The organism is Aquitalea denitrificans, from assembly GCF_009856625.1.
GTDB lineage: Bacteria > Pseudomonadota > Gammaproteobacteria > Burkholderiales > Chromobacteriaceae > Aquitalea > Aquitalea denitrificans.
In genome coordinates this window covers 2,033,845-2,060,691 of the sequence record NZ_CP047241.1, presented here as the reverse complement: position 1 = coordinate 2,060,691, position 26,847 = coordinate 2,033,845, and the positions used below count along the sequence as shown (strand labels likewise).

The 26,847-nt window shown below is 59.2% G+C and carries 25 protein-coding genes; 8 read left to right on the top strand and 17 right to left on the bottom strand.

Annotation, left to right across the window (positions count from 1 at the left end; all coding sequences use genetic code 11):
* The 5 genes from GSR16_RS09315 to GSR16_RS09295 all read left to right on the top strand — a co-directional run bounded on the left by GSR16_RS09315 (window position 1) and on the right by GSR16_RS09295 (window position 7,537).
* On the top strand, window positions 1-1,077 hold the full coding sequence (locus GSR16_RS09315; protein ID WP_338024040.1) for an anhydro-N-acetylmuramic acid kinase: 1,077 nt from the start codon (window positions 1-3) through the stop codon (window positions 1,075-1,077).
* 93 nt (window positions 1,078-1,170) lie between these two features.
* The gene (locus tag GSR16_RS09310; protein WP_159876724.1) at window positions 1,171-3,471 is read left to right on the top strand and encodes a DNA translocase FtsK; all 2,301 of its coding nucleotides are present in this window, start codon (window positions 1,171-1,173) and stop codon (window positions 3,469-3,471) included.
* 88 nt (window positions 3,472-3,559) lie between these two features.
* Window positions 3,560-4,648 carry a ferrochelatase gene (gene hemH, locus GSR16_RS09305; RefSeq protein WP_159876722.1) on the top strand — a complete coding sequence of 363 codons (1,089 nt, stop codon included), beginning with the start codon at window positions 3,560-3,562 and terminating at the stop codon, window positions 4,646-4,648.
* Between the two features lie 192 nt (window positions 4,649-4,840).
* The gene (locus GSR16_RS09300; protein ID WP_159876720.1) at window positions 4,841-6,055 is read left to right on the top strand and encodes a branched-chain amino acid ABC transporter substrate-binding protein; all 1,215 of its coding nucleotides are present in this window, start codon (window positions 4,841-4,843) and stop codon (window positions 6,053-6,055) included.
* A gap of 279 nt (window positions 6,056-6,334) precedes the next feature.
* Window positions 6,335-7,537 (top strand): branched-chain amino acid ABC transporter substrate-binding protein, encoded by a 1,203-nt coding sequence (locus tag GSR16_RS09295; RefSeq protein ID WP_159876718.1) that lies wholly within the window; start codon window positions 6,335-6,337, stop codon window positions 7,535-7,537.
* A gap of 63 nt (window positions 7,538-7,600) precedes the next feature.
* On the opposite strand, the gene GSR16_RS09290 is transcribed toward GSR16_RS09295, so the two are convergent.
* From GSR16_RS09290 to GSR16_RS09280, 3 genes are read right to left on the bottom strand one after another with little or no spacing between them, the layout of a single operon-like run.
* Entirely contained in the window at window positions 7,601-8,413 is an 813-nt protein-coding gene (locus tag GSR16_RS09290; protein ID WP_159876716.1) for a crotonase/enoyl-CoA hydratase family protein, read from the bottom strand.
* A 14-nt stretch (window positions 8,414-8,427) separates the two neighbouring features.
* Window positions 8,428-8,904 (bottom strand): DUF4442 domain-containing protein, encoded by a 477-nt coding sequence (locus tag GSR16_RS09285; RefSeq protein ID WP_240902637.1) that lies wholly within the window; start codon window positions 8,902-8,904, stop codon window positions 8,428-8,430.
* Window positions 8,905-8,948: 44 nt separating this feature from the next.
* Entirely contained in the window at window positions 8,949-9,539 is a 591-nt protein-coding gene (locus tag GSR16_RS09280) for a TetR/AcrR family transcriptional regulator (RefSeq protein ID WP_159876712.1), read from the bottom strand.
* A 119-nt stretch (window positions 9,540-9,658) separates the two neighbouring features.
* Between GSR16_RS09280 and dapF the strand changes: the two genes are divergently transcribed.
* The 3 genes from dapF to GSR16_RS09265 are packed head-to-tail and all read left to right on the top strand — an operon-like array spanning window position 9,659 to window position 11,742.
* Window positions 9,659-10,489, top strand: a complete 831-nt coding sequence (gene dapF / locus GSR16_RS09275) for a diaminopimelate epimerase (protein WP_159876709.1) — start codon at window positions 9,659-9,661, stop codon at window positions 10,487-10,489.
* A gap of 39 nt (window positions 10,490-10,528) precedes the next feature.
* Window positions 10,529-11,176, top strand: coding sequence for a DUF484 family protein (locus GSR16_RS09270; protein WP_159876706.1), 648 nt, complete (start codon window positions 10,529-10,531; stop codon window positions 11,174-11,176).
* The gene (locus GSR16_RS09265) at window positions 11,173-11,742 is read left to right on the top strand and encodes a hypothetical protein (protein ID WP_159876703.1); all 570 of its coding nucleotides are present in this window, start codon (window positions 11,173-11,175) and stop codon (window positions 11,740-11,742) included. The genes GSR16_RS09270 and GSR16_RS09265 overlap by 4 nt, the downstream gene beginning before the upstream one ends.
* Before the next feature lie 60 nt (window positions 11,743-11,802).
* Here the strand turns inward: GSR16_RS09265 and aroF are convergent, their stop codons facing one another.
* From aroF to GSR16_RS09195, 14 genes are all read right to left on the bottom strand, one after another.
* Window positions 11,803-12,822, bottom strand: coding sequence for a 3-deoxy-7-phosphoheptulonate synthase (aroF, locus tag GSR16_RS09260; protein ID WP_159876700.1), 1,020 nt, complete (start codon window positions 12,820-12,822; stop codon window positions 11,803-11,805).
* A 102-nt stretch (window positions 12,823-12,924) separates the two neighbouring features.
* Complete coding sequence (locus GSR16_RS09255; protein ID WP_159876696.1) at window positions 12,925-13,503, bottom strand: hypothetical protein; 579 nt, start codon at window positions 13,501-13,503, stop codon at window positions 12,925-12,927.
* A gap of 37 nt (window positions 13,504-13,540) precedes the next feature.
* Entirely contained in the window at window positions 13,541-14,122 is a 582-nt protein-coding gene (locus tag GSR16_RS09250) for an LOG family protein (RefSeq protein ID WP_159876693.1), read from the bottom strand.
* A gap of 67 nt (window positions 14,123-14,189) precedes the next feature.
* Window positions 14,190-15,263, bottom strand: a complete 1,074-nt coding sequence (pheA, locus tag GSR16_RS09245) for a prephenate dehydratase (protein WP_159876690.1) — start codon at window positions 15,261-15,263, stop codon at window positions 14,190-14,192.
* Between the two features lie 4 nt (window positions 15,264-15,267).
* Window positions 15,268-15,855 (bottom strand): O-methyltransferase, encoded by a 588-nt coding sequence (locus GSR16_RS09240; protein WP_159876687.1) that lies wholly within the window; start codon window positions 15,853-15,855, stop codon window positions 15,268-15,270.
* Window positions 15,856-15,984: 129 nt separating this feature from the next.
* Window positions 15,985-17,208, bottom strand: coding sequence for an MFS transporter (locus tag GSR16_RS09235; RefSeq protein ID WP_159876685.1), 1,224 nt, complete (start codon window positions 17,206-17,208; stop codon window positions 15,985-15,987).
* A 129-nt stretch (window positions 17,209-17,337) separates the two neighbouring features.
* Entirely contained in the window at window positions 17,338-18,423 is a 1,086-nt protein-coding gene (gene serC, locus GSR16_RS09230; protein ID WP_159876682.1) for a 3-phosphoserine/phosphohydroxythreonine transaminase, read from the bottom strand.
* 59 nt (window positions 18,424-18,482) lie between these two features.
* A complete protein-coding gene (locus GSR16_RS09225) occupies window positions 18,483-18,923 on the bottom strand; it encodes a PaaI family thioesterase (protein ID WP_159876679.1) in 441 nt (146 codons plus the stop codon).
* Window positions 18,920-19,387 carry a PaaI family thioesterase gene (locus tag GSR16_RS09220; RefSeq protein ID WP_159876676.1) on the bottom strand — a complete coding sequence of 156 codons (468 nt, stop codon included), beginning with the start codon at window positions 19,385-19,387 and terminating at the stop codon, window positions 18,920-18,922. The genes GSR16_RS09225 and GSR16_RS09220 overlap by 4 nt, the downstream gene beginning before the upstream one ends.
* Window positions 19,384-22,083: a DNA gyrase subunit A gene (gene gyrA, locus GSR16_RS09215; protein ID WP_159876673.1), complete on the bottom strand. Its 2,700-nt coding sequence runs from the start codon at window positions 22,081-22,083 to the stop codon at window positions 19,384-19,386. Before gyrA ends, GSR16_RS09220 begins: the two co-directional genes overlap by 4 nt.
* A gap of 285 nt (window positions 22,084-22,368) precedes the next feature.
* Complete coding sequence (locus GSR16_RS09210) at window positions 22,369-23,181, bottom strand: hypothetical protein (protein WP_159876670.1); 813 nt, start codon at window positions 23,179-23,181, stop codon at window positions 22,369-22,371.
* Window positions 23,178-24,041 carry a YaiO family outer membrane beta-barrel protein gene (locus GSR16_RS09205; protein ID WP_159876667.1) on the bottom strand — a complete coding sequence of 288 codons (864 nt, stop codon included), beginning with the start codon at window positions 24,039-24,041 and terminating at the stop codon, window positions 23,178-23,180. The genes GSR16_RS09210 and GSR16_RS09205 overlap by 4 nt, the downstream gene beginning before the upstream one ends.
* 8 nt (window positions 24,042-24,049) lie before the next feature.
* A complete protein-coding gene (locus GSR16_RS09200; RefSeq protein ID WP_159876665.1) occupies window positions 24,050-25,915 on the bottom strand; it encodes a polysaccharide deacetylase family protein in 1,866 nt (621 codons plus the stop codon).
* A 12-nt stretch (window positions 25,916-25,927) separates the two neighbouring features.
* Window positions 25,928-26,827 carry a hypothetical protein gene (locus GSR16_RS09195; protein ID WP_159876662.1) on the bottom strand — a complete coding sequence of 300 codons (900 nt, stop codon included), beginning with the start codon at window positions 26,825-26,827 and terminating at the stop codon, window positions 25,928-25,930.
* Window positions 26,828-26,847: the final 20 nt, after the last annotated feature.

Here is a 26,847-nt window from a genome sequence, read left to right as displayed (position 1 = left end):
ATGTCTGGAACCAGCCTGGATGGTGTGGATGCCGTCTTGCTGGCGATGGATGAGCAAGGTCGGCCGCATGTAGAAGCAGACCGTTTTCTGCCCTTTCCGTCCAGCATCCGACAGCAGGTGCTGGCGCTGCAATCAGTGGACAGTAACGAACTAGACCGTGCAGCACAACTGGGCAATGCACTGGCCCGGCTTTACGCCGAGGTAATAGCCCAGTTGCTGGCCAGCTGCGCACTGCCGACATCTGCCATCAAGGCTATCGGTTGCCACGGCCAGACCATCAGGCATGCCCCGCATGCTGGTTACACCTTGCAGATTGGCAACCACGCCCTGCTGGCCGAGCTTTGCGGCATCGACGTGGTAGCTGACTTCCGCAGTCGCGACGTAGCCGCTGGTGGACACGGCGCACCACTGGTTCCTGCCTTCCATCAGGACATCTTCGCCAGCGACAGCGAAAACCGCGTCATTCTGAACATCGGAGGCATCAGCAACCTTACCCGCCTGGCCAAGGCTTTGCCGGTAAGCGGATTTGATTGCGGGCCGGGCAATATGTTGCTGGATGCCTGGTGCCAGCAACATACCGGGGCTGCCTATGATGCCAATGGTGACTGGGCAGCTGGCGGCCTGCTGCATCAAGCACTACTACAGCAAATGCTGGCCGATGACTACTTCCGGCAGCGCCCCCCCAAGAGCACGGGCCGAGATCTGTTCAGCATGACCTGGCTTAATCAGCAGTTGGCTGCATATCCAGCGATACCGCCACGGGATGTGCAGCACACTTTGCTGCAACTCACCGCTCGCAGCATTGCCCTTGATATCCAGCGACATTGCCCGGGCACCGCCAGCGTTTACGTGTGCGGTGGAGGTGCGATGAATCTGGCGCTGATGCAGGCACTGCAACAACAAATGCCCGGCATTGCCATCCGCAGTACGGCAGAGCTTGGTCTGCCGGTAAATCAGGTGGAAGCCGCAGCCTTTGCCTGGCTGGCCTGGCGCTTTAGCCACCGGCTACCCGCCAACCTGCCGGAAGTTACCGGCGCATCCGGGCTCAGAGTCCTGGGCGCACTGTACCCGGCCTGATGCTGGACGCAAGCGTGCTGCAGACAACTGCCAACACGCCAAGCTGCCTTGTCAGGCTATAATCACCCACTGTCATAGCCCATAACGAGAAAAATGCGACTTTTCAAAAGAAAGGCCGTCGTCAAAAACAGTCAAACGCCATTGCCACCCAAGCTAGCCAGCCTGCTGCGCGAGGCATGGTGGCTGCTGATGGCGGTGGCTGCGGTCTACCTGGTGCTGGTACTGGCCAGCTACTCTGCACAAGACCCCTCCTGGTCCCATAGTTCTTCCGACCCCACCGTACGTAATTACGGTGGTGCTTTTGGTGCCTGGCTGTCAGACATGCTGCTCTATATTTTCGGCCTGTCCGCCTGGTGGCTGGTGGTGTTTTGCCTGGTTGCCATCGCCTGGGGCTACCGCCGCATGGAAACGCTGGGTTTCCGACTCAATCCGATGACGCTGGCTGCCATGGGCGGCTTCTTTCTGCTGCTGCTGTCCAGCTCCAGCGTGGAAGGCATCGTACTTTCCGGCAAACAACTGAATCTGCCACTGGCACCGGGCGGCATGCTGGGGCACTGGCTGGGCAAGGCACTGGGCCATGGTCTGGGGCAGTCTGGTGCCTATCTGCTGCTATCGGTTACCGGGGCAATCGGCTTTTCACTGTTTACTGGCTTGTCCTGGCTGGACATCATGGAAAAAATCGGTGGCACGCTGGAAGATGGTGTGCTGAAACTATGGCACAGCTGGCAAGCGCGCAAGGATAGGGAAATCGGCCGCGAAACCGCCCAGCAGCGTGAAGTCAAAGTCAGCAGCGAAAAGAAAAAGCAGGAAGACAAGCCTCCGGTCCGCATTGAAGCCACAACGGTCGAGATTCCGGTGTCGCCCAAAGCGCAAAAGCCGGTGCAGCAGTCGCTGTTTGCCGACCCGAACAGCGGCGAGCTGCCGGGCCTGAGCCTGCTGGAAGCCCCCAAAGACCAGCACGAGCCGGTATCAGCCGAAACCGTGGAGTACACCTCGCGTCTGATCGAACGCAAGCTGGCCGACTTTGGCGTGGACGTCAAAGTGATTGCCGCCTACCCAGGCCCGGTGATTACCCGCTATGAAATCGAACCTGCCGTCGGCGTCAAAGGCGCACAGATTGTCAACCTGATGAAAGACCTGGCCCGCGCCCTGTCCCTGGTCTCAGTGCGCGTGGTGGAAACCATTCCGGGCAAAACCTATATGGGCCTGGAATTGCCCAATCCTAAGCGCCAGATTGTGCGCCTGTCGGAAATTATCGGTTCGGATGGTTATCAGAACATGAGCTCGCGCCTGGCCATTGCCGTGGGCAAGGACATCGCCGGTCAGCCGGTAACGGTGGATCTGGCCAAGATGCCGCACGTGCTGGTGGCCGGCACCACTGGTTCGGGCAAATCAGTGGCCATCAATGCCATGATTCTGTCCTTGCTGTACAAATCCACCGCGCGGGAAGTCCGCCTGATCATGGTCGACCCCAAGATGCTGGAACTGTCGGTCTACGAGGGCATTCCGCATCTGCTGGCCCCGGTGGTCACCGACATGAAGCAGGCTGCCAATGCGCTCAACTGGTGTGTGGGCGAGATGGAACGCCGCTACCGGCTGATGTCCAAACTGGGCGTTCGTAATCTGGCCGGGTACAACCAGAAGATCAAGGATGCGGAAAAGTCCGGCGAGAAGATTCCCAACCCCTTCAGCCTGACCCCAGAAACCCCGGAGCCGCTGGATACATTGCCATTGATTGTGGTGGTGATCGACGAGCTGGCCGACCTGATGATGGTAGCCGGCAAAAAAATTGAAGAACTGATTGCCCGTCTGGCCCAAAAAGCGCGCGCCGCCGGCATTCACCTGATTCTGGCCACCCAGCGCCCGTCAGTGGATGTGATAACCGGCTTGATCAAGGCCAACATCCCGACGCGGATTGCCTTTCAGGTATCCAGCAAGATAGACAGCCGCACCATTCTCGACCAGATGGGTGCTGAAGCACTACTGGGACAGGGCGACATGCTCTACCTGCCACCAGGATCCGGCTACCCCAATCGGGTACATGGTGCCTTTGTGGCCGACGATGAAGTCCATCATGTAGTGGAATTCCTCAAAGCCAACGGTGAACCGGACTATATCGAAGGCATTCTCAGCGGCCAGGCCGAAGCCGATGAGGGCAGCGCGGCGGCGGCCAGCGAGGCGGATGGCGGCAGCGAAGCCGACCCGCTGTACGACGAGGCCGTGGCCATCGTGGTGAAAACCCGCAAGGCATCCATCTCCTCGGTACAACGCCACTTGCGCATCGGCTACAACCGCGCCGCACGGCTGATCGAGCAGATGGAAAGCGCCGGTTTGGTCTCCGCCATGGAAACCAATGGCAACCGTACCGTACTGGTACCCGCCCGGGAAGACTGAACCACCCGCAAGACAAAGAAACAGAACCACACCCTGACTGCCGGCCATCCTGCCGGCAGTTTTCACCCGAACAGGTAGCGAGAACCCCATGTCCGGATACCTTCCAGAACCACCCTTCTCTCATGACAGCCAGGCCAAAACCGGCATTCTGCTGATTAATCTGGGTACCCCCGCAGCGCCAACCGGTCAGGCAGTCCGTCCCTACCTCAAGCAGTTTTTGTCGGATACGCGTGTCATCGAAATACCCAAGGCCATCTGGTGGCTGATTCTCAACGGCATCATCCTCAATACCCGGCCAAAACAGTCGGCGGAGAAATATGCCAGCATCTGGAGCCAGGATGGCTCGCCCCTGCTGGTGAATACCCGCAAGCAAACCACCTTGCTCAAGGGCCTGCTGGGCGAGCGCGGCTTGCGCAATGTGGTGGTGGATTACGCCATGCGTTACGGCCAGCCCTCGGTGGAATCGGTCATCCAGCAAATGCGTGCCCAGGGCGTGGACAAGCTGCTAGTGGTGCCTCTGTATCCGCAATATGCCGGCTCGTCCAGCGCCACCGCCCTGGATGAGGTATTCCGGGTGCTGATGAAACTGCGCAACATGCCCGAGCTGCGGACCGTCCGGCATTTTCACGACGACCCGGCCTATATCGATGCACTAGCGCAGCGCGTGCAGGCGCATTGGCAACAGCATGGCCGTGCGGAAAAACTGTTGATGAGCTTTCACGGCGTGCCGCGCTTCACCCTGGACAAGGGCGACCCCTACCACTGCGAATGCCTGAAAACTGGTCGCCTGCTGGCCGAGCGCCTGGGGCTGCCCAAGGAGCAATATGTCATCAGTTTCCAAAGTCGCTTTGGCCGGGCCGAATGGCTGCAACCCTATACCAGCGCCACTTTCGAGCAATTAGGCAAGCAAGGCTGCAAATCACTGGATGTAATTTGCCCGGGGTTTGTTGGGGATTGTCTGGAGACTCTGGAAGAAATAGCCATGGAAGGTAAACATAGCTTCCAGCAGGCCGGTGGTGGTGAATTCCGATACATCTCCTGCCTGAATGACAACCCGCACTGGATTGCTGCGCTGGCAGGCATTGTGGAGAAAAATCTTCAAGGCTGGCAGGAAGTTATAGAACAAGATGCCACGCTGCGCCAGCAACGTGCACAAGCCCTTGGGGCAGCCCACTGACAACACAAAAATAAATTGCGAGGCAATGAATAAACCCCGTTGACACCCGCGCAAACTGCTCCCCATAATCAGCGCAGCTGGTGGCCATTCCAAAAGAATGGACTGAATCAGTAATGGGTAAAGTCTGAATTTTAATCAGACTGCCCGCAGAGATCGCCAAGTCTACATAGATAAGATCAGGGGAAATAAAATATGAATAAGTATGCTCGTCTGAGCCTCATCGCTGCTGCTGCCATGACCCTGGCTGCCTGCGGCAAACAAGAGCAACCGGCTGCCGGTGCTGCCTCCGCTCCTGCGGCTGCAGCTGCTGGCGGTGACGTCACCGTCAAGATCGGCCAAGTATCCCCCATGTCCGGCCCGATTTCGCACTTGGGCAAAGACAATGAATTTGGTGCCAAGCTGGCCATTGAAGACCTGAACGCCGAAGGCGTTGAGATCGGTGGCAAGAAAGTCAAATTCGAACTGGTTTCCGAAGATGACCAGGGTGATCCGAAAATCGGTACCCAGGTTGCTCAGCGCCTGGTAGATGCTGGCGTTGTTGGCGTGGTTGGTCACCTGAACTCCGGTACCACCATCCCGGCCTCCAAGATCTACTCCGACGCCGGCCTGCCGCAAATTTCCCCGTCCGCCACCAACCCGGACTACACCAAGCAAGGCTTCAAGACCACCTTCCGCGTAATTGCCAACGACGTACAGCAAGGTACTGCGCTGGGCCAGTTTGCTGCTGATGGATTGAAAGCCAAAAAGGTCGCCATCATCGACGACCGCACCGCTTACGGTCAGGGTCTGGCAGACGAGTTTGAGAAAGCCGTCAAAGCCAAAGGCCTGGACGTGGTGAAGCGTGAATTCACCACCAACACCGCGACTGACTTCAACGCCATCCTGACCTCCATCAAGGCTACCAAGCCGGACGTCGTGTTCTACGGCGGCATGGACGCACAAGCAGGCCCGCTGGCCAAGCAGATGAACCGTTTGGGCATCAAGGCCAAACTGATGGGTGGTGACGGCTGGCAGACTCCGGAATTCATCAAGCTGGCAGGTGAAGCGGCTGAAGGCCAACTGTCCTCCAGCTGCGGCGTACCGCGTGACAAGATGCCGGGCTTTACTGCCTTCAACGACAAGTTCAAGGCCAAGTTCAACACCGAAGTGCAGATCTACGCACCGTATGAATACGATGCCGTACGCGTACTGGTTGATGCCATGAAGCGTGCCAAATCCACAGATCCGAAGGTGTACCTGCCGGAAGTGGGCAAGACCGACTACACAGGCGTAACCGGCAAGATCACCTTTGATGACAAGGGCGACATCAAGAACGGTGCCGTTACCGTGTATCAGGTTAAGGGTGGCAAGTGGGAAGTGGTATCCACTGTCGGCGGCGCTCCTGCTGCTGCCAGCGCAGCCCAGTAATTCCTGCTTCACCGTGGGTAAAAGCGCAGCTTAGGCTGCGCTTTTTTCATTTTTGCCGGCACAAATGCAAGCGTGCAGTGACCGCTATCTGATCTGGATCAGCCACAGAGGTTGACGAAATGCTGCAGAACAACAAAAATGTCCGGGTCAGTGGCGTCGATTGTATCCATTCAATGCCATCAACAGACCCCACCACCCCCGGGGTATGCTGACATGAAATGCCAAAAGCTTTCGTGGCGAATGACCCTCATCAAATTCTAATTAGACCAGGGCATTTCCATGTATCTCCCACGTATTACCCTTATCACCGCTGCCGTACTGGCACTGACTGCCTGCAGCAAGCAGGAAGCTGCCGCCCCGCAACAAAATGCATCCGCTGCCGCCGGTACCGCCGATGCCGTGGTCGTCAAGATCGGCTCTGCCAATCCGCTGACCGGCCCGTTTGCCCACTGGGGCCGCGATGCCGACAATGGCGTCAAGCTGGCCGCCGAAGAAGCCACCGCTGAAAACCTGAAACTGGACGGCAAGCCGGTCAAGTTCGAAGTGGTTTCCGAAGACGACCAGGCCGACCCGAAAACCGCCACCCAGGTGGCGCAGCGCTTTGTTGACAACAAGGTTGCCGGCGTAATCGGCCACCTGACTTCCGGCGCAGCCATTCCGGCTTCCAAGATTTACTCGGACGCAGGCATTCCGATGATTGCCGGTTCGGTGACCAGCCCCAAATTCACCGAGCAAGGCTTCAAGAACACCTTCCGCATCATTGCCAACGACCAGCAGCAGGGACAGGCGCTGGCCAAATTTGCCGTGGGTGATCTCAAGCGCGCCCGCATCGCCATCATTGACGACCGCACCACCTATGGCCAAGGCCTGGCCGATGACTTTGCCAAGTCGGTAGAAGCAGCTGGCGGCAAGGTGATCAAGCACGAATACACCACCAATAGCGCCACCGACTTCATGGCCATCCTCACCTCCATCAAGGGTGAGAAGCCGGATCTGGTGTTCTACGGTGGCATGGATGCACAAGCCGGCCCGATGGTGAAGCAGATGCGCAAGCTGGGCATTACTGCCGACTACATGGGCGCTGACGGCGTGAACACCGCTGAATTTGCCAAGCTGGGTGGCAAGGACGCAGAAGGCAGCTATGCCTCCAGCGCCGGCGCACCCAAGGAAAGCATGCCTGGCTTTGCTGCCTTCAACGACAAGTTCAAGAAGCGCTTCAATGCCGACATCCAGGCCTATGCACCGTATACCTACGATGCCACCCGCGTGATGATCGAGGCGATGAAACGTGCCGGTTCTGCCGACCCGGCCAAGTACCTGCCGGAAATCGCCAAGACCAAGCTGCAAGGCGTGACCGGCGATATCGCCTTTGACCCCAAGGGCAATATCGTCAACGGTACCGTTTCCTTGTACCAGTTGAAGAACGGCAAGTGGGAATCGGTGGCCAAGCCCACCGCAGCGGCAGCCAGCGCAGCACAATAAGCGCAGCTTCGTCCAAACAAAAACGGCAGCCACAAGCTGCCGTTTTTGCATTGCCGCCAACACTCAGTCGCGGAAGCTTGCCGTCTGTCGCGTCATGGATGCCATGGCCGCTTTCTGGATGTCTTCCGACAGCAGCATGGCCGCATTCCAGGTGGCCACATGATTGAGGCCGTCCGCCATGCTGTGATCACGCGAGTAGTTCAGCATCTCCTTGCTGCCACGCAGTGCCAGCGGCGATTTGCTTGCCATCAGCGCCGCCGTTTCCAGTGCTGCGGCCAGCACGCCATTGGCATCGGGCAAGACGCTGTTTACCAGACCAAAGCGCAATGCCTCTTCTGCCGTGACATCCCGGCCGGTCAGTGCCATTTCCCTCGCAATGCCCTGCCCGACTACCGTGGGCAGGCGCTGTAGCGTACCGACATCGGCCACCATGCCGATATCCACCTCGCGCACGGCAAATACCGCGTCTGCTGCGGCAAAGCGGAAGTCTGCCGCCAGAGCAATATCCAGCCCGCCGCCAAGACAGGCACCATGAATCGCTGCCACCACCGGCTTGCGGCAACGCTCCAGGCTGGACACATTGTCCTGCAACTGCAGGATCAGCCGCCGCAGCTTCTCGCGCTGACGCCCTTCGCACTCGTCGGCAATGGCTCCTTGAATGCCCAACAGCATGGACAGGTCGATACCGGAGCAGAAGTGCCTGCCCTGCCCGGCCAACACTACCGCGCGCACCGCAGCTTCGGCATCTGCCCACTCCATGACCGACTGCAGCTCCTGCCACATGGTCTGGTTCAATGCATTGGCCTTGTCTGCGCGATTGAAGCGCACCAGAGCCACCTTGCCCTGCACCACCACATCAAATGTCTGCCATTGCATGTCGGACCCCTTACTTACGGACGTTTCTTGGGCACCCAGGCCCAGACCATCTCACAGACCACCGGCGACTCGCCGGATTCGTCGGTCACCGTCACATCCACCAGCACATCACCCTTGTCGGTGTCGTACATGGCGCGTATCTGCCCGTCCGTCAGCGTGGCCACCGCCCGCATGTCACCCTGCGCGCGCTTGATGTAATTCACCTTCATCGACTTGAGCAGCATCAGCTTGTCATCCGGCACGTTCATGCCCACGACAAAGCCACTGGCAGTCTCGGCCAGCAGCGCCATTGCTGCAGCATGCACGCCCTTGATATGGTTTTGCACCTTGCGTCGGTTGCGGATGGAAACCGTCAGGCTGGTATGCCCTGCCTGTTCAAAGCGGATGCCGGATGTAGCCAGGAACGGCACAAAACGGCCAAATAGCAGCGAAAGCACCTTGCTGCGCAGGCCGACTGGCAATCTGCCCACTTTGTCGGCAATGCGACTCATGCTGTTTTTCTGATAATCCATGCGTGTTAGCCCTCTGTTTTATGTCATGGAAGTGGAACATCCAGGCCCAGCAAGGCCCGAATCTGGATTTTCAATACCTCGATCACCGCCTGGTCGGTGCGCGCCAGCTGCAGGCCGCCCTGCAAGGCTGCCAGCATCAGCAAACCCATGGCCTCGGGTGTGCCGGCATAGCGCATGCTGCCATCAGCGCGTCCGCGCGCAGCAATGCTGACTGCCCAGTCACGCATTTCATCGACAAAGGCATTGGCTTCCTGCTGCATTTCGCTTGGCAGCGTCTGGTATTCGGTGGTCAGGATGCCGCTGGGGCAGATTTGCTGGTCACGCGCGAAATAGGTATCGGTCAGGGTGTAATAACGTTCCAGCTGCTGGGCGGGAGTCAGGGCAAGCTGCGCCTCGACAAAACGCTGGAAGCGACGGCGGTAACGCTGGATCAGCGCCACGCCCAAATCAGTCTTTTTGGGGTAGTGGTAATGAATGGCTGCATTACGCACCCCCAGAGCCGAACTGATGTGCTGATAGCTGAAGGCATTGTAGCCACGCGTCAGCAGCAGTTCCTCGGCGATGTCCAGGATGCGCTTGCTTGTATCGCTCTTGGCTTCGGTGGCAGGTTTCATCAGCAAACTTTACTTACTGGTTAGTAAGGTGTCAATCGAATGGCTCCAACGCTGGACAGGCATGGCATATCAGTTATGATGGAAGGCATTTGGCCAACCCTGAGACCGGACCTTTTCCGATGCGACTCAAATTCAGCAAGATGCATGGCCTGGGCAATGACTTCATGGTAATTGACGGTGTCAGACAAACCGTCTCCCTCGATACCGACAGAATCCGCCAGCTAGGCAACCGCCACTTCGGCATTGGTTTTGACCAGATGCTGCTGGTGGAATCTCCCCTGGAAGAAAACAACGACTTCCGCTACCGCATTTTCAATAATGACGGCAGTGAAGTGGAACAGTGCGGCAATGGTGCACGCTGCTTTGCCAAGTTTGTCTGCGACCAGAAACTGACCAACAAGAAGGCCATCCGGGTTGAAACCGCCAAGGGCGTCATCATTCCGGAATACCTGGGCCAGAACCAAGCCATTGTCGACATGGGCGTGCCGCGCTTCCGTCCGGTGGACATCCCCTTTGTCGCCGAAGGTGAAGCCATTACCTATCCGCTGGATACCGGCGGCTACAGTTGCGACATCAGCGTGGTATCCATGGGGAACCCGCACGCCGTCCAGGTAGTCGATAGTGTCGATACCGCGCCGGTCAAGGAGTTGGGCGCGCTGATCGAAACCCACCACCGCTTCCCCGAGAAGGTGAATGCCGGCTTCATGCAAATTGTTTCGCGTCATGAAATCCGCCTGCGTGTTTTCGAACGCGGAGCCGGCGAAACCCTGGCCTGCGGCACGGGTGCCTGCGCGGCAGTTGTGGCTGGCATTCGCCGCGGCCTGCTCGATGGCAAGGTACTGGTACATACCCGTGGTGGCGACCTGCAGATTGAATGGCATGGCGAAGGCCACCCGGTACGCATGACCGGCCCGGCCATGACTGTATTCCAGGGCGAAATCGAAGTCTGAATTGCCAATGCGCACATGCGCCGCACAAGGAGAATGTTGATGCAAAGCGAAGAGGTTCTGGCCTTTCTGGATAGCCATCCGGACTTCCTTCAGCACCATGCCGACCGCTTCGGCCTGCGCAGCCAGGTTCCACAAGACCGGGTGGTGGTTTCACTGGCCGACCGCCAGATGCTGGAACTGAAAGACCGTAACCGGCAACTGGAAGCACGCCTGCATCAACTCATTCGCCACGGCGAAGCCAATGACCAGATCATCCATAGCGCCCATCGCCTGTCGCTGGTACTGCAACGCTGCCTGAACCTGCAACAGGTAGCCGATGGACTGGCCAGTTGCTTTCATCAGGACTTCGCCCTGGATCGCATCGCATTGCGCCTGTGGCATCCGGCGGCGGAATCCTCCCCGCTATACAATGCCCGCCATGAGGTTCAGGCGCTGGCACGCAATCTGTCAGCCCCCTACTGCGGCCCCTATGTCAATGATGAGGTGCTGGGCTGGTTCCCGGCCACACCGGTACTGCAATCATTCAGCCAGATACCGCTGACCGATGCCAGTGGAACTGCATTCGGCCTGTTGGTGCTGGCCAGCGATGACGCCCAGCGCTTCACCTTCGACATGCACACGCACTATCTGGCGCAAATGGGCGAGATCATTTCTGCAGCATTGCTGCGTGTACTGGGACAGGCATGACGGCAACAATCGGGGGCTGGGCTCTCATCCTGCTGCTGACTGCGTATCTGTTGCACATTCTGTGGCGGCAGATTGCAGCCCGCAGCCCGGTAGCGATTGCAGCTTTTGTTGCCGGTTATTTCCTGCTGGCGGCAATGATCCGCCTTGCCGAGCCCTACCAAGCGCTGCGCCCCATCTGGCTCCCTTTGGTCTACAGTTATGCTTGGTTGGCGATTGCAGCTGCCATCTGGCTGCCGGCATCCGCCAGCGCCAGCCGCGGCGGATTACGCTTTCCCGGAGAATCACCCCGCATCACTGCGCTGCTTGCCTCGCAACTCACGCTTGGCTTGGGCTGCCTGCTAACCTCACCGTTTTTGGACTGGCGTCCAATGGCTGCCTATATCATGCTGCCGCCGATGATCGTGGTGATCAGCTACCTGCTCTATCACTTGTTTCTGCTTGCCCTGCTGCGCAGCAAGCAAGGCAGACTCTCATGGAGCCTATTGCTGGCCAGTACATTGCTGTCACCATTGCTCTGCAGTCTGCTGGGGGGCTGGTTAGCCCCTGTCCTGCTAGGCTGGACCTGAGCCAATATGGCAATAAAAAACCGGCGCAAGCCGGTTTTTTATTGGTCGCACACGATGGCATCAAGCCAGGACACGCTCCAGCGAAGCTGCCAGCGCAGACAGCTGCTGCATCAGCAGGCCGAATTCCGCCGGGTTGAGCGCCTGCTCACCATCACACCATGCATTGGCAGGGTCCGGATGAATATCCAGCATCAATCCATCCGCTCCTGCCGCCAGCGCCGCCTTGGCCAGTGACGGCACCATCCACGCCTTGCCGGCTGCATGACTGGGATCGACGATTACTGGCAAATGCGTTTCACGCTTCATCACGGCAATGGCCGAGAGATCCAGCATATTGCGGTAGGCCGACTCGAAGCTACGGATGCCGCGCTCGCAGAAAATGATGTTGTGATTGCCACCGGCAGCAATGTACTCGGCGGCCATCAGCCACTCGGTCAGCGTGGAAGACGGGCCGCGCTTGAGAATGACAGGCTTGTTGATACGACCAACCTCCTTGAGCAGACCGACATTCTGCATATTGCGGGCACCGATTTCGATGACATCCACGTCGTACTCCAGAAACGTATCCAGCAACCGCACGTCCAGCAATTCGCTCACCATGGGCAAACCATGCTGGCGGGCCTGTTGCTGCAACAGCTCCAGCCCTTCCACCCCCACCCCCTGAAATGCATAGGGGCTGGTGCGCGGCTTGAAAGCGCCACCACGCAGCAATCTGCCACCATTCTGCCTCACCATCTGCGCAGACTGCGCCATCTGTTCCGGTGTTTCTACCGCAGCCGGGCCAGCAATGATATGAATGGCAGGCCCGCCAATGGCCAGGCCGCGCACCTGCACCACGCTATCCGCAGGATGCACTTCCCTTGACACGATGCGGTATTCCTTTACCACCCGCATGGCCCGCTCCACACCTGGCATCAGGGCAAAGGCATCCGGACTGAATACCCGCTCATCTCCCACCGCCCCGATGATGGTTCGCTCGGTACCACGGGAGACATGCTCGCTCAGACCGGCGGCGCGAATCTTGTCGACTACAGCCTGAATCTGTTCATCCTGTGCGTAACGGGTCATCACGATAATCATGCTGTATTCCTGCGAAAAGGATTGGGGCGGTCATGCCGACATGACAGTCAGATTGTCAGGCCGACACCAATTTTATCAGAAGCCAACCGCGAACGATGTCAGCTATTTGCGCAAATGCTGCCACTGCCGGGACATGCGCCGCCCCAGGCGCGACCACACCGACGAGCGCCGCATACGGCTGCGCAACAAGGCCAGCACGCGCCGTGCCGCCTGCCAGGCCCGGGAAGCGGCAAGACGGCCGTAAACATAGGCTTTCAGGCGCATGAACAGCTGGTATGACCGGGCAAACCAGCCCACACACATGAGCTGATTGCGCGTCAGGGCAAACAGACGTGCGGCCACTGCAGTTCCCAGCAACTTGGCCAGCAGAATTACAAGCAGGCCGGATACCGCATGGCCACGGCTGATCAACAACACCGCGGCCAGCTTGACCGGCAGCAGACCCAGCACCGGCAGCAGGAACAGGCTGAGCGCCACCGGTGGCGATGCCCGGGCAATGACGGCCTCGATCTGGCGCAACACCGGCAAGCGCCCAAGCTGCGCCAGCCAGGCGGACAGTTCCTCCCAGGCAAATTCCTCGAATGCAATCAACAGGGCGGCCAGCAGCACCAGTGGTCCGCTTAGCAGGCGACGCATGCGCCAGCGCCATGTCTTGCTGCCTGTGCAGCGCTCATCGGCCATATCGATTTCCCAAGGGGCAATAACTTGCCAGATGGGGTCAGGTCCTGGCCAGATCAAGCCACTTCAACGTCTGGCGCGGCTGATAGGCACGCATGGCGTCCAGCAAGTGCTCCACATCCGGGGAATGAGAAAACAGTTCCATATTGCTGGCCGGCACAAACCCCTCCGCCACTGCATGGCGCGTCAGTGCTAGCAGTGGCTGGTAGAAGCCGGCTACATCCAGCAGGCCAACCGGCTTGTCGTGCACCGACAGCTGTGCCCAAGTCAGAATTTCAAACAGTTCGTCAAAGGTACCAAAACCGCCGGGCAAGGCGACAAAGCCATCGGCCAGCTCGGCCATTTTTGCTTTGCGCTGGTGCATGGTTTCCGTGACATATAGCTCGTCAAGACCCAAGTGCGCTACTTCCTTGGCCTTGAGGAACTCCGGAATCACTCCGACCACCTTGCCACCCGCTGCCAGCGCCGCATCGGCAGCAACACCCATCAGCCCGACATTGCCCGCACCATACACCAAGGTGATGCCCTGCTCGGCCAGCGTACGACCAAACGTGGCGGCCGCCGCCACGTACTCGGGACGCGCCCCTTTGTTGGAACCACAAAACAGACAAACCGACTTCATGAAACTCTCCAAATAAGAACAGCCGGGCGGAAGCTTCCGACCCGGCTGCACAGGACATGATGCTTGCTTACAAAACCGCTTGCGGGTAAGAACCCAGCACTTTGACAAAGGAGGTCCGCTCGGACAGCCCGGCTAGCGCGGTTGCGACATTGGCGTCGTCGTGATGACCTTCCATGTCGATGAAGAACACGTAGTCCCACAAACCGGCACGCGAGGGGCGCGATTCGAACTTGGTCATGGAAACACCATTATCGGCCACTGGTGCCAGCAACTGGTGGACGGCGCCCGGACGATTGGGCGCAGCCACCACAATGGAAGTCTTGTCCTGACCGGTTGCACCAACCTGCTGATTACCCAGCACCAGAAAGCGTGTAGTGTTATTGGGCTCGTCTTCAATGTTCTCAGCCAGTTTGACCAGCCCGTAGCGCTCGGCAGCGGCCTGCCCGGCGATGGCTGCAGCCTGCGGATCTTCACCGGCCAGGCGTGCAGCCTCGGCATTGCTGGCCACCGACATGCGCTCGACATTTTCCGGCAGGTTCTTGTTCAGCCATTCGTGACATTGCGCCAGCGCCTGGGCATGAGCATACACGCGGGTAATGCCAGCCATGCCGTCTTCCTTGCGCAGCAGGTGATGATGAATGCGCAGCACCACCTCACCGCAAATACGCAAGGGGCTGCTTACCATCAGGTCCAGCGTACGGCCAACTGCGCCTTCGGTGCTGTTTTCCACCGGGGCCACCACATAATCCAGCGCGCGGGATTCCACCAGCCGGAAAGCCTCATCCACCGAGGCGCAGGCCACGGTGCGTGCGGCATGGCCAAAATGCTTGATGGCAGCCAGTTGGGTAAAGGTGCCTTCCGGTCCCAGGTAGGCAATGGATAAGGGTTTTTCCAGCGCCAGGCATTCGGACATCACCTCGCGGAACAGCCGTGCCACGCTTTCATTGGGTAGCGGACCGGGATTGAGCTGCTGGATACGGCGCAGTACCTGGGCTTCACGTTCCGGGCGATAGATGATGCCACCACCCTTGATTTCACCGATCTCGCGAGCATGACTGGCACGGCTGTTAAGCAGATGGAGGATCTGGGCATCGATGGAGTCGATGGCGTCGCGGTGTTGCTTCAGCAGTTCTTCTGACACGTAATCAATCTTTCACTATGACAAACTGGCCTTTTCCAATCTGGTAAGTTTCCGCGAGATAGCCTTCCGTCGCAAGCACCAGTCGAATGAAATCTGCACATTCGCTTGCATGCGACAGGACATTATCCACCACGATTAGCCCACCCGGACGCAGAATCCTGCACAGATCTGGCCAGTAATCGGTATATCGGCTGCGATCTGCGTCCAGGAACACCAGATCCACGCTGCCAGCTTCAGCTGTCTGCAAATAGTTGGCAGCATCCAGACAATGCAGATCCACCTTGTGCTGCAGAGCAAAATCCTGCAAATGCCGCGCCGCCTGTTGCTGTTTGGCCGGCAGAATATCCAGACTACTGATGCGGCCCGCACGATCACGCAAGGCCAGCGCCAGCCACAGGGTGGAATAACCGTTGGATGTGCCGATCTCCAGCACATGTTGCGGATTGGCATGCCGCAATAGCTGGTAGAGGAAGCGCCCGGTATCCGGCGTGATGAACAGGTTTTTCAATGCGCGTTCGGTCGTGACGGCATCATGATGCTCACCCTGCTCCCAAATGGCGTGCAAACGCGCAAACATCTCGCTACTCAGCATGAGTTCTCCTTGAAAATCAGAAACAGGCGGTAATCAGATCAGCAAAGGCCATAACGAAGCGTGGCTGCTGATACATCAACAGCAAAACCAGCAAGGCAAGCAGCGCCAACGCCACACCGAGCACGGTTTTCATGCCGCAGCCTTGTCGGCAAAGGCCGCAGAGGCACGCTCGCGAATCGGCAGGTTAGCCAGGGCAGCCAGAACGCCCAGCACAATGGCAATGCCCCACACGATGTTGTAATTGCCATTCAGGTCGTACAGTTTCCCACCCAGCCACACCCCAAGAAAGCTACCCACCTGATGGGAAAAAAATACCGCACCGGACAGCATGCCCAGGTGCTGCACACCAAACTGGCTGGCAATCACGCCATTGGTCAGCGGCACGGTGGATAGCCACAGAAAGCCCATCACCGAGGCAAATACCAGCACCGAGGGCACCGACAGCGGCAGCAGCAGGAACAGGCCGATGGCAATGCTGCGCGCCAGATAGATACCGGCAAGCAGCGGCGGCTTGGCATAGCGGCTGCCAGCTTCGCCGAAAATGAAAGTGCCAAAAATATTGAACAGGCCGATCAGCGCCAGTGCCAGACTGGCGATATTGCCGCCCATGCCGTGATCGCGCAGATAAGCGGGCAGATGCACGCCAATGAACACGACCTGGAAACCACAAACGAAATAACCAGCCATCAGCAAGCGAAAGCCCTTTTCGGTCCAGGCGCGGCTGAATGTATGCAACATCCCCTGCAGCAAGTGCGGATGGGTGTGTGGCTGCGCCGTCTGCGGCAGTGACGCAGCCTGATGGGTAAGTGATCGTCCCAATGGCAGCATCAACAAGGCACAAGCCCCCAGCACCAGCAAGGCGGGGATCCAGCCCATGCCGTCGATCAGCGAGCGCTCGATCGGCACCATGGCAAACTGACCGAAAGAACCCGCAGCGGCGGTCAGGCCCATGGCACGCGAACGATAGGCTGCCGGCACGGTACGGCCCAGTACGCCAAAGATCACACTATAGGTGGTTCCGGACAGCGCCAGCCCCAGTAGCACACCGGCCGACAGGGAGAACATGACCGGGCTGGCCGACACCGTCATCAGCAACAAGCCCAGTGCGTACAGCAGACCACCGCCCAGCAGCACCTTTCCTGGGCCATGACGGTCTGCCAGTGCGCCGGCAAACGGCTGGGCCAGACCCCAGATCAGGTTCTGCATGCCCAGTGCAAAGGCAAAGCTTTCGCGGGTCCAGCCAAAGGCGCTGGTCATGGGCGGCATGAAAAAACCGAAGCCATGGCGAATGCCCATGGCCAGTGACACGATGAGGCCGCCCGCAAGCAGCAAGCGTTGAATGGAGCGGTCCATGGGATGATTTCCGATATTGTTATGGTCATCCATCATAAAACCGCTGCGCACAAGAAAAAACCCGTGTTGGCCACGGGTTTTTGCACACAGTGTAGCGATAGCAGAACAATCTGCCCTGTCACATCGTCGTCAGCCGTTCTGGCGGGCAAAGTCCTGCATGAAGCTGGCCAGCGCCTTTACACCCTCAATCGGCATGGCGTTGTAGATGGAGGCGCGCATGCCGCCCACCACGCGGTGGCCCTTGAGCTGGATCAGACCGTTCTTGCGCGCTTCCATCAGGAAGCTTTCTTCCAGCGCATTGTCCTTCAGGCGGAACACAACATTCATGCGCGAACGGAAGGGTTCGTCGATATGGGTGGTATAGAAGCCTTCGCTGGCCTGAATGGTGTGATACAGCAAACCGGCCTTTTCCGCATTGCGGCTTTCCATGCCCTTTACCCCGCCCTGCTGCTTCAGCCATTTGAACACCAGGCCGGCGATATAGATGGGATAGGTGGCCGGGGTGTTGTACATGGAGTCGGCGTCGGCATGCACCTGATAGTTGAGCATGGTGGGCAGATCGGCACGAGCACGACCCAGCAGGTCTTCACGCACCAGTAGCACCACCAGGCCGGACGGGCCGATATTCTTCTGCGCGCCGGCATAGATCAAGCCGAACTTGCTGACATCCACTTCACGTGACAGGAAGTCGGACGACATGTCACAAACCAGCGGCACGCCTTCGTCAGACGGTACGAAGGGGAATTGCAAACCGCCGATGGTTTCATTGGAGGTGTAGTGCAGGTAGGCGGCATTCGGGTCGCGCTGCCAGGTATTTTCTGCCGGGATGTAGGCGAAGTTGCGGTCTTCGCTACTAGCCACCACGTTGATACTGCAATAGCGGCGTGCTTCCTTGATGGCCAGCTTGGACCAGTGGCCAGTATTGACGATGTCGACTGATTGTTTGCCGCCCAGCAGGTTGAGCGGCACCATGGAAAACTGCATGGAGGCACCACCCTGCAGGAACAATACCTTGTAACCGGCGGGTACGTGCATCAGCTCGCGCAGATCCTGCTCGGCATCATGGATGATTTCCATGAATTCCTTGCCGCGATGGCTCATTTCCATCACGCACATGCCGGAGCCGTGCCAGTCCAGCATTTCACTCTGGGCTTGCGCCAGAACATCGTGGGGCAAAACTGCCGGTCCGGCGGAAAAGTTATACACCTTGGCCATGTCTGTCCTCAGTCATTGCTTCAAACTTGCGGCATGACCCGGCAGGCCATGCCTGTGTGTCACTGCGTCAGCAGAAAGTGGGCCCGTGCCACGGCCACCGGCTTGCGGCGGTCTTCTTGCCAGGCCTCTATCAATACATGTGCTACGCGCTTGCCCTGTTTGGTGATCTCGCAATGGGCAAACAGGGTTTGCGGTCGGCCGGAGCGCAGGTAGTCGAGGGAAAAATCGACAATCTTGGGTGCTTCCAGCGATTCGCGATGCCAGATCAGGTGCAGCAGTGCTGCATTTTCCAGAAAACCGCCAATCAGCCCGCCGTGCAGTGCCGGCAGAACCGTGTTGCCGACATTGCGCTCGGCGAAAGGCAGCTGGAACAGCAACTCACCTGCTTCGTCTTCCAGCATTTCCACGCCCATCAGCCGGGCATAGGGAATGGCGTCGATCAGGGCGGTGAAGTCCTTGGCATCGCGCAGACTGGCCAGTTTTTCCATGAAATCGCTCATGGTTTTGGCTCCTGCAACATCGAGGCGCGACTGGATTCGCGCATGAAAGTGGCTACGCCATGGGCGATGGGGTCGGCGGGGTCGTCGTGATAGCACACGGCGCGGGTGAAGGCGATCTGGCTGGCCAGGCGGTAACACTCGGCACGGCAGTGGATGGCCTTGCCCGGTGTGGCTGCCTTCAGGTAGTCGATGCGCAGGTCCAGCGTGGCGATGGTTTCAAAATCCGGCAGGCAGGCGGTGACCGAAACGGCACTGGTGGTATCCACCAGCGAGGTGATCACCCCTCCGTGGATGGTGCCGCTGGCAGGGTTGCCCACCAGGTCTTCCCGCCACTCCACCTTGAGCACCGGGCGGCGACCCTCGGTGCCCAGATACTGGAAACCAAGGGTGGCACAGTGCGGCAGGGAGACGAAGAGCTTGCTCATCGTCTCCAGCACCTGCGGATTGGCAGGTGTTGCCGTCATGCCTCGGCATCCCCTGCGCTGGTGGTGTCAGCTGCCGGTGCGGCGATATCTTCACCGTCAACCGCATCGCCATCAACAACTTCGACTTCCTCGTCGGATTCGCCTTCTGCCACCTTTTCCAGGCCGATAAGCTTCTCGCCCTCGTCCAGGTTGATCAGGCGTACGCCCTGTGCCGAACGGCCGGTTTCACGCACTTCGGATACCTTGGTGCGGATCAGCACGCCGCCGGTGGTGATCAGCATCACGTCGTCGCTGTCTTCCACCAGGCTGGCAGCAACCAGCTTGAAGCCGGTCTTGTCGGTCAGGTCCATCGCAATCACACCCTGAGTGCCACGGCTGGTATGACGGAACTCGCCGGTGCGGGTACGTTTGCCATAGCCGCCATCACTGGCAGTCAGCACTTGCTGCTCTTCCGAATTGGTCACCAGCAGGGAAATCACCTGCTGGCCTTCGCCCAGCATCATGCCGCGCACGCCACCGGCGGTACGGCCCATGGCGCGCACATTGGTTTCGCTGAAGCGCACGGCTTTGCCGGCATCGGAGAACAGCATGATCTGGTCGTTGCCGGAAGTCAGTGCCACGCCGATCAGGTTGTCGCCCTCATCCAGGCGCACGGCGATGATGCCGGCAGTACGCGGACGGGAGAAGGCTTCCAGCGGGGTTTTCTTCACGGTGCCGTTGGCGGTACACATGAAGATGAACGGGCCTTTGGCCTTGAGGGCGGCGGCTTCATCATCTTCGTTGTCGTCGCATACGGCATCAGCATCGGTGAAGGCCTTGATCGGCAGCAGTGCGTTGATCTTCTCGCCATCGGCCAGCGGCAGCACATTCACCATCGGCTTGCCGCGGCTGTTGCGACCGCCTTGCGGCAGATCGTAAACCTTGATCCAGTAGCAGCGACCCTTGCTGGAGAAGCACAGCACGTAGTCGTGGGTGTTGGCCACGAACAGGGTGTCGATGAAATCGTCATCCTTGGTGGCGGCAGCCTGCTTGCCACGACCGCCACGGCGCTGCGAGCGGTAATCGTCGATCGGCTGGGTCTTGATGTAGCCGGTGTGGGAGATGGTCACCACCATGTCTTGCGGGGTGATCAGGTCCTCGATATTGATGTCGCCGCCAAACGGTTCGATTTCCGAACGACGGCCGTCGCCGAACTGGGTCTTGATGGCCAGCAGTTCGTCGCCGATGATCTGGTTGATGCGCTCCGGACGTTCCAGAATGTCGATCAGGTCCAGGATAATGGCCATGATGTCGCGGTATTCGCCGACGATCTTGTCCTGCTCCAGGCCGGTCAGGCGTTGCAGACGCATTTCCAGAATGGCCTGGGCTTGCGCGTCGGACAGACGGTAGCCATCCGGGTGCAGGCCGAACTCGGCATCCAGCCCGTCCGGGCGTGCCTTGCTCTGGTCCACGCGGGACAGCATTTCTTCCACCAGCTCCGAGCGCCATGCACGCGCCATCAGCGCCACCTTGGCAGCCGGCGGGGTTTCCGAGGCCTTGATCAGTGCGATGATGTCATCCACGTTGGACAGCGCAACGGCCAGACCTTCCAGGATGTGGCCACGCTCGCGCGCCTTGCGCAGTTCGTAGATGGTGCGGCGGGTAACGACTTCGCGGCGGTGACGCAGGAATTCGTCGATGATCTGCTTCAGGTTCAACAGGCGCGGCTGGCCATCGACCAGGGCCACCATATTGATGCCGAAGCTGTCTTGCAGCTGGGTGAGCTTGAACAGGTGATTGAGCACCACTTCCGGCATTTCGCCGCGTTTGAGCTCGATCACGATGCGCATGCCGGACTTGTCCGACTCGTCGCGCAGATCGGAAATGCCTTCAATCTGCTTGTCGCGCACCAGTTCGGCAATGCGTTCCAGCAGGCGCGACTTGTTCACCTGGTACGGAATCTCGTCGACGATGATGGCCTGACGGTCACCCTTGCCGATGTCTTCAAAGTGGGTGCGGGCGCGCATGATGACGCGGCCGCGGCCGGTACGGTAGCCCTCTTTCACCCCCGCGGTGCCGTAGATGATGCCGGCGGTCGGGAAGTCCGGTGCCGGAATGATGTCGATCAGCTCATCGATGGTCAGTTCCGGATTGGCCAGCAGCGCCAGACAGGCATCCACCACTTCGGTGAGGTTGTGCGGCGGAATATTGGTGGCCATGCCCACGGCAATGCCGGAGGAGCCGTTGATCAGCAGGTTGGGGATCTTGGCCGGCAGGATCAGCGGTTCGTGTTCGGAGCCGTCGTAGTTGGGCCCGAAATCCACGGTTTCCTTGTCGATATCCGCCAGCAGCTCGTGCGCAATGCGCGCCATGCGGATTTCGGTGTAACGCATGGCAGCCGCGCTATCGCCATCCACCGAGCCGAAGTTGCCCTGGCCATCCACCAGCGGGTAACGCAGGCTGAAGTCCTGCGCCATGCGCACGATGGTGTCGTAAACAGCCGAGTCACCGTGCGGGTGATATTTACCGATGACATCGCCTACGATACGCGCCGATTTCTTGTAGGCGCGGTTCCAGTCGTTGGAAAGTTCGTGCATGGCAAACAGCACGCGACGATGTACCGGTTTGAGGCCATCACGCACATCGGGAAGCGCCCGGCCCACGATCACGCTCATGGCGTAATCCAGGTAGGAGCGGCGCATTTCCTCTTCGAGGCTGATTGGGATCGTTTCCTTGGCGAAAAGCTGATCTGTCATGGGTAAATGGCTATCTTTTCAGGAATCAAAAATAAGCCCGATTCTACCACGTCCACCCCGCCAGCGCATGCCTTGTCTCAGCCGCCCCACCTGCTGCGGCAGCCATTTCCCCCATCCCGGCAGGCTGCACCTGCTGCGTCAGGCACTTAGCATGCAAAAGTGTCCGCTGCGACACCCCAAAGCAGCCAGGCAAATCACCGGCCCGCCTGCAACAAAACGCCATACGCATGCAAAACGGGCCGCTTGCCTGCGCAAGCGACCCGTCCGACCCGAACCCGTCACAGCTCAGGATGATTGGTGCGAACTACCGAATTCCCAGCTCATCGCCCAGGCATAGAAGGCAATCAGCATCATCACGTTCAGCATCAGGCTGAACAGGATGAACAGCAAGGGCATGAACATCAGCGAGCCAAAGTGCATGACCAGCGCCGCCAGAAAGTAATGCAGCGGTGCCTCCACCAGCAGATAAGCCATGGAAATCGCGGTCAGCAGAATCTTCTCCACGATGGGCTTGTTCAGGATGTTGAAGGTGATGCTGTGAATCCACGGCACCAGGAAGGTCAGGATCAACACCGTTTCCAGGCAGGTGTGATGGTATTCCGGCAGAGAGTGGCTGAAACCGGCCGGATACAGCGCAAAGAACAGGCAAGCGCTGCCATGCACGATGACAATCAGTCGCAGCACATAGCGCATGGGCGTGTTTTCCTTGTTGATCAGGAAAGACAGCACCAGCAACACCACACAAGCCACGCAATTGAGCCACCACTGCCAGTAGCTGGGCACCGTGGCAGACAGCTCCAGCCAGGGCAAGGCAATCATCGGATGCAATGGCCAACCGGCAATCACCTGACTGGACAAATCCGCCGGCACACTGCTTATGCCTATGCTCCACGCTGTCAACCAATGCCAGAACTGCATCACCTGCGGCAGGAACTGCAGCAGGATCAGATCAAACAGTACCGGCAGGCCGATGATCTCCACCCAGCGCACCCGGGTGAAACGCTCGGTACGCATGGCGCGGTGACTCTGAATGACGCCACCGGCATAGCCGGTGGTGCGCATCGCATTGAGCAAGGCCAGACGTGGCTTCAGACTCATGGCAGATCCCAGAATACCGCCATGGAACCACCGGAGCGCTGATAGTAGGTGCCATGGTAATAATCCACCGTGGCATGCACACCCCAGTGCGGGCCAACCCACTCCTTCCAGCCCAGGCTGTAATACTGGCTGTCAAACACTTGCTGGGTAGTGCTGTTACCAATCGGCATATAACCTTCACTACCGGAGTTTACCGACAGCACGATCTGACGCCAGCGGTCGCGGCCATAAGTCACCGCGCCGTAGCCCTGGGTTGAAATGACGCTACCCGGATTACTCAGATTGCGGTGAATGCCGCCCTCCACCACCCATGGGCCGTCAAAGTAATAGACAAAGCCCAGGGTGTAGACCCGATCACTATAGCCCTGACGATTGTCGTTGTAGGCAAAGCCAAAAGTGGACACCAGATTGCGCTCCGGCAGCCACTTGCGGTTGATGGCTGCGCCGTAGTGCTTGTCCGCCCAGAAAGTGCCGGCACTACTCTTGCCAAACTCCAGCCGGCCATACCAGTCCGGATTGATGTCGTGATTCCAACCGCCATTGAAGGCTGTCCCGGACTCACCAAAACGGTGGTCGTTCTGCACGATCCAGTCAAACACATTGGCGGTGTCGGTTTGCCACACACCGGAAACAAACGCGCTGTTCCAGTCGCCGTTGCCACCGCTGACATGATGACCGCCACCGCCCACTTCAATACTGCGACTCATGGAATATGGCCCTGCCACTTCCGGGGCCGCTGCTTCCGCAGCAGCCTCACTGGCAACCGGAGCCGCCGCCGGGGCTGCATCTTCCGCAACGGCGACAGCGCTGCACAGTACGCTGGCAAGCATCAGTGCATAGTGTTTTTGTTTGAATTTCATTCTTCCCCTCACTGAGAATTGCCTGTTGGCGGTAGGTAATCGATTTGTAAATCCTTGCCGGAACGCGCGGTCACACGCCATCCTTGCGGAGTTTCTTCCAGACGGGCATCGCCGGCTGTCAACAACGGTCGCCCCGTCACGCTATCTTTGGGCAGCAGCCAGCTTTGCTCGGCCAGCGACTGCGGATTGTGCGCCTGAATGCGCAGGCGTCCATCAGTGGCACCTGCCAGCGGACGGGCTTGCCACGTGGTCAGTTCGCGCTGCGACAGGAAGCGCGCAAGACCGGTCATGGTATACCAGCGGAATTGACCACTGGCGTGCAGGCTGGCGGTCTGCGCCAGCCAGCTGGCGGCAGCATTCTGGTAGAAATACACACCCGGCGGATGGAAATACACCAGACGCGCCTCGCCCTGATCCACCACGAAACGGGTCATGGCCTGCAGCCAGGCTTGCATGCGCGGCTGACCGTAATCGTTGCGCACTCCTTCCTCAAACGAAGCCACGCTGCCATCAGCCGAAACCGGGAATGACCAGGGGCGGTCGTGCATATTGGCCGGGTCTACATAAGAGCGCGTAGGCCCCATGGACAGGTTGGCTACCTGGTAATAGGCAATCACACCATGCTTGCGCAGCCAGTCGGTCACCCAGGAAGGCTGGTTGCCGTTTGGTGCCGAGTATTCGGTCAGCGGTTGGTGAATGACGTTTTCCAGATCCTGCTTGTTGTGCTCCAGATAAGGTGTCCACTCCGCCGCATTGTGTTCGTTCACATTGAAGGCAAAGTAGTTGTGCGCCCAGCCGCCATGTGCGCCAATCTCGTTCCCCATTCCCTTGAGCCGGCTTACCACAGCCTGCGCCTTGGCATTGTTTGCCAGATCCATGCCCAGATGATCGCCAGGGCGATTGGTATCCGGGCCAGTCGTAAAGTGGATGGAGTACGGACCTTGCTTCAGGAAGCCGATCTTCTCCAGCATGTCGATATAAGGCAGCGCATTGGCAGCATCCACGTGCCAGTTCATCACCAGGCCGCCAATACCGTCCGGCACCGCAGAGAGCCGGGGCAGATGCAGCACCTGACGATTGAAGAAGGCAAGGAAGGAATGCAGCCACAGGCCATCCGTGCGCACGGCCAGATAAGTCACTGGCAAATTGACAAACAGCACCTTGCCTTTGCCATAGCTGCGCAGACCAGCCAGCACCGAACCGTCGCGCCCTTCTGCCATCAACTTGCCGGGAAAGCGGCCGCGGGTTTCAAAGTAGCTGAACGCCGCATTGTCATAGCCATAAGTCGTGGCCTGCAGCCAACCGCTGCCACTGGCGGTATAGGGCTGGAAACGACCGGGGGCAATGCCCAGATCCTGCAGCGTCGATGGCGGCACCAGCAGGGCATCGTTATGGATCATGCCCTTGCCCCTTTCCTGGAACAGCAGGTACTCCACGCCCACCAAGCGGGTCAGCTCGGCTCGCTCCAGAAAGCGGCCTTCTGCATTTTCGGTAGCGGCATCGTAATTGAGCCACAACGCGCCACCCTGGCGCACATACTCTTCCAGCACACTGCCCAGTGCCGGGCTGATGTAGCGATGGATGCTGTCCGGCAACACCACGCCACGAATCTGCGCCCGCTGTGCCGCATCCAGCCCGACAAAGTCACTGGCACGCATCTGCGACATCAAGACGCCGCTTTCGGCGGCAGCATCCTGCCAGGCCAGTACATACTTTTGCGACGGCGCATTATCCGGCAGCAACAACACCATGCCCACGGCAGGTGCCGGCATATTGCGGCTACGCTGCCAATGCCAGCCCAGACTGACCAGCAAAGCCAGCACCAGAATCACCACCAGCCAGACCCATTTGGGCCACTGCTGTACTTTTATCAAACTGCCTACCCCTTATTTTGCAAGCGGACCGAAGCGTTGCTCCAGCCCCTGAAAAACGGCTTCTTCCAGCACATTCCAGCGCTGTCCATCACGGGATGGCGCAGCGCGAGCCATCCATTGCTGCGCCACGTCATCCCGCTTGTTTTTAATGGCCGCCACAGTCAGCAGGCCCCAGGCGTAATCCAGCACCTCGGCATCCTGCAGCAACCAGGGCAGCCCCTCACCAGCCAACCAGTCATCGTATGTGCGCTGTCCGCGTGGCAGCTGCATGCCGGCCATCAGCGGAAACAGCTGCGCCGCAGTACGCGGATAGAATGCAGCAGCCGGCTCCCCGTGCGAGGCGGTGCGCCACATCCGCCGCCGGGCATCCCAGAACACCTTGCCGACAGCAAGCTCCAGTTGACGGGCCAGCCTGCAGCTTTTTCCGCCGTGCTGGCAGTCATCGCGCAGCGCTTCGTACACCTCGGCGTTGTCCATCAGGTAGCCGACATCCGCCCCGCGCGCATAGTGATAGATACCGGCGGGCTGAACACGCAGCTGCAGCAAATCAGCCCGCGCCTGCCGCAACGACTGCTGCAGCTCGGGCGACATGCCGGCACTGTCGCCATGCACGCGGTACAGCAGCGAGATCCACAAGGCCAGCGAGGAGTCGTCGGCATCGGCATTGGCCAAGCGCTTCCAGCCGCCACCGGGCTGTGCGACAAAGCGGGGAAAACTGCCACCCGCCTCTCGCCGTGGCAGCAGCCAGGCAATCCAGGCCTCGGCAGCCGGCTTGACCGGCAAGCCCATCTCATCGGCAAGCAGCAGGGCTTTCATGGCAAAGTACGGATCGACCAGATCGCCATCGATCTGCAAGCGAATGGCACCATCTGCCGACTGATAGGCATGCAGGTCGACGGCCTCACGCGCCATGCCGCAACCTGCCCAAAGCG

What these genes read in the sequence shown, in the direction of transcription:
- GSR16_RS09315 (WP_338024040.1), top strand. Translation starts at nt 1, where the DNA reads ATGTCTGGAACCAGCCTGGATGGTGTGGATGCCGTCTTGCTGGCGATG.
- GSR16_RS09310 (WP_159876724.1), top strand. Translation starts at nt 1,171, where the DNA reads ATGCGACTTTTCAAAAGAAAGGCCGTCGTCAAAAACAGTCAAACGCCA.
- hemH (WP_159876722.1), top strand. Translation starts at nt 3,560, where the DNA reads ATGTCCGGATACCTTCCAGAACCACCCTTCTCTCATGACAGCCAGGCC.
- GSR16_RS09300 (WP_159876720.1), top strand. Translation starts at nt 4,841, where the DNA reads ATGAATAAGTATGCTCGTCTGAGCCTCATCGCTGCTGCTGCCATGACC.
- GSR16_RS09295 (WP_159876718.1), top strand. Translation starts at nt 6,335, where the DNA reads ATGTATCTCCCACGTATTACCCTTATCACCGCTGCCGTACTGGCACTG.
- GSR16_RS09290 (WP_159876716.1), bottom strand. Translation starts at nt 8,413, where the DNA reads ATGCAATGGCAGACATTTGATGTGGTGGTGCAGGGCAAGGTGGCTCTG.
- GSR16_RS09285 (WP_240902637.1), bottom strand. Translation starts at nt 8,904, where the DNA reads ATGAGTCGCATTGCCGACAAAGTGGGCAGATTGCCAGTCGGCCTGCGC.
- GSR16_RS09280 (WP_159876712.1), bottom strand. Translation starts at nt 9,539, where the DNA reads ATGAAACCTGCCACCGAAGCCAAGAGCGATACAAGCAAGCGCATCCTG.
- dapF (WP_159876709.1), top strand. Translation starts at nt 9,659, where the DNA reads ATGCGACTCAAATTCAGCAAGATGCATGGCCTGGGCAATGACTTCATG.
- GSR16_RS09270 (WP_159876706.1), top strand. Translation starts at nt 10,529, where the DNA reads ATGCAAAGCGAAGAGGTTCTGGCCTTTCTGGATAGCCATCCGGACTTC.
- GSR16_RS09265 (WP_159876703.1), top strand. Translation starts at nt 11,173, where the DNA reads ATGACGGCAACAATCGGGGGCTGGGCTCTCATCCTGCTGCTGACTGCG.
- aroF (WP_159876700.1), bottom strand. Translation starts at nt 12,822, where the DNA reads ATGATTATCGTGATGACCCGTTACGCACAGGATGAACAGATTCAGGCT.
- GSR16_RS09255 (WP_159876696.1), bottom strand. Translation starts at nt 13,503, where the DNA reads ATGGCCGATGAGCGCTGCACAGGCAGCAAGACATGGCGCTGGCGCATG.
- GSR16_RS09250 (WP_159876693.1), bottom strand. Translation starts at nt 14,122, where the DNA reads ATGAAGTCGGTTTGTCTGTTTTGTGGTTCCAACAAAGGGGCGCGTCCC.
- GSR16_RS09240 (WP_159876687.1), bottom strand. Translation starts at nt 15,855, where the DNA reads ATGCTGAGTAGCGAGATGTTTGCGCGTTTGCACGCCATTTGGGAGCAG.
- GSR16_RS09235 (WP_159876685.1), bottom strand. Translation starts at nt 17,208, where the DNA reads ATGGACCGCTCCATTCAACGCTTGCTGCTTGCGGGCGGCCTCATCGTG.
- serC (WP_159876682.1), bottom strand. Translation starts at nt 18,423, where the DNA reads ATGGCCAAGGTGTATAACTTTTCCGCCGGACCGGCAGTTTTGCCCCAC.
- GSR16_RS09225 (WP_159876679.1), bottom strand. Translation starts at nt 18,923, where the DNA reads ATGAGCGATTTCATGGAAAAACTGGCCAGTCTGCGCGATGCCAAGGAC.
- GSR16_RS09220 (WP_159876676.1), bottom strand. Translation starts at nt 19,387, where the DNA reads ATGACGGCAACACCTGCCAATCCGCAGGTGCTGGAGACGATGAGCAAG.
- gyrA (WP_159876673.1), bottom strand. Translation starts at nt 22,083, where the DNA reads ATGACAGATCAGCTTTTCGCCAAGGAAACGATCCCAATCAGCCTCGAA.
- GSR16_RS09210 (WP_159876670.1), bottom strand. Translation starts at nt 23,181, where the DNA reads ATGAGTCTGAAGCCACGTCTGGCCTTGCTCAATGCGATGCGCACCACC.
- GSR16_RS09205 (WP_159876667.1), bottom strand. Translation starts at nt 24,041, where the DNA reads ATGAAATTCAAACAAAAACACTATGCACTGATGCTTGCCAGCGTACTG.
- GSR16_RS09195 (WP_159876662.1), bottom strand. Translation starts at nt 26,827, where the DNA reads ATGGCGCGTGAGGCCGTCGACCTGCATGCCTATCAGTCGGCAGATGGT.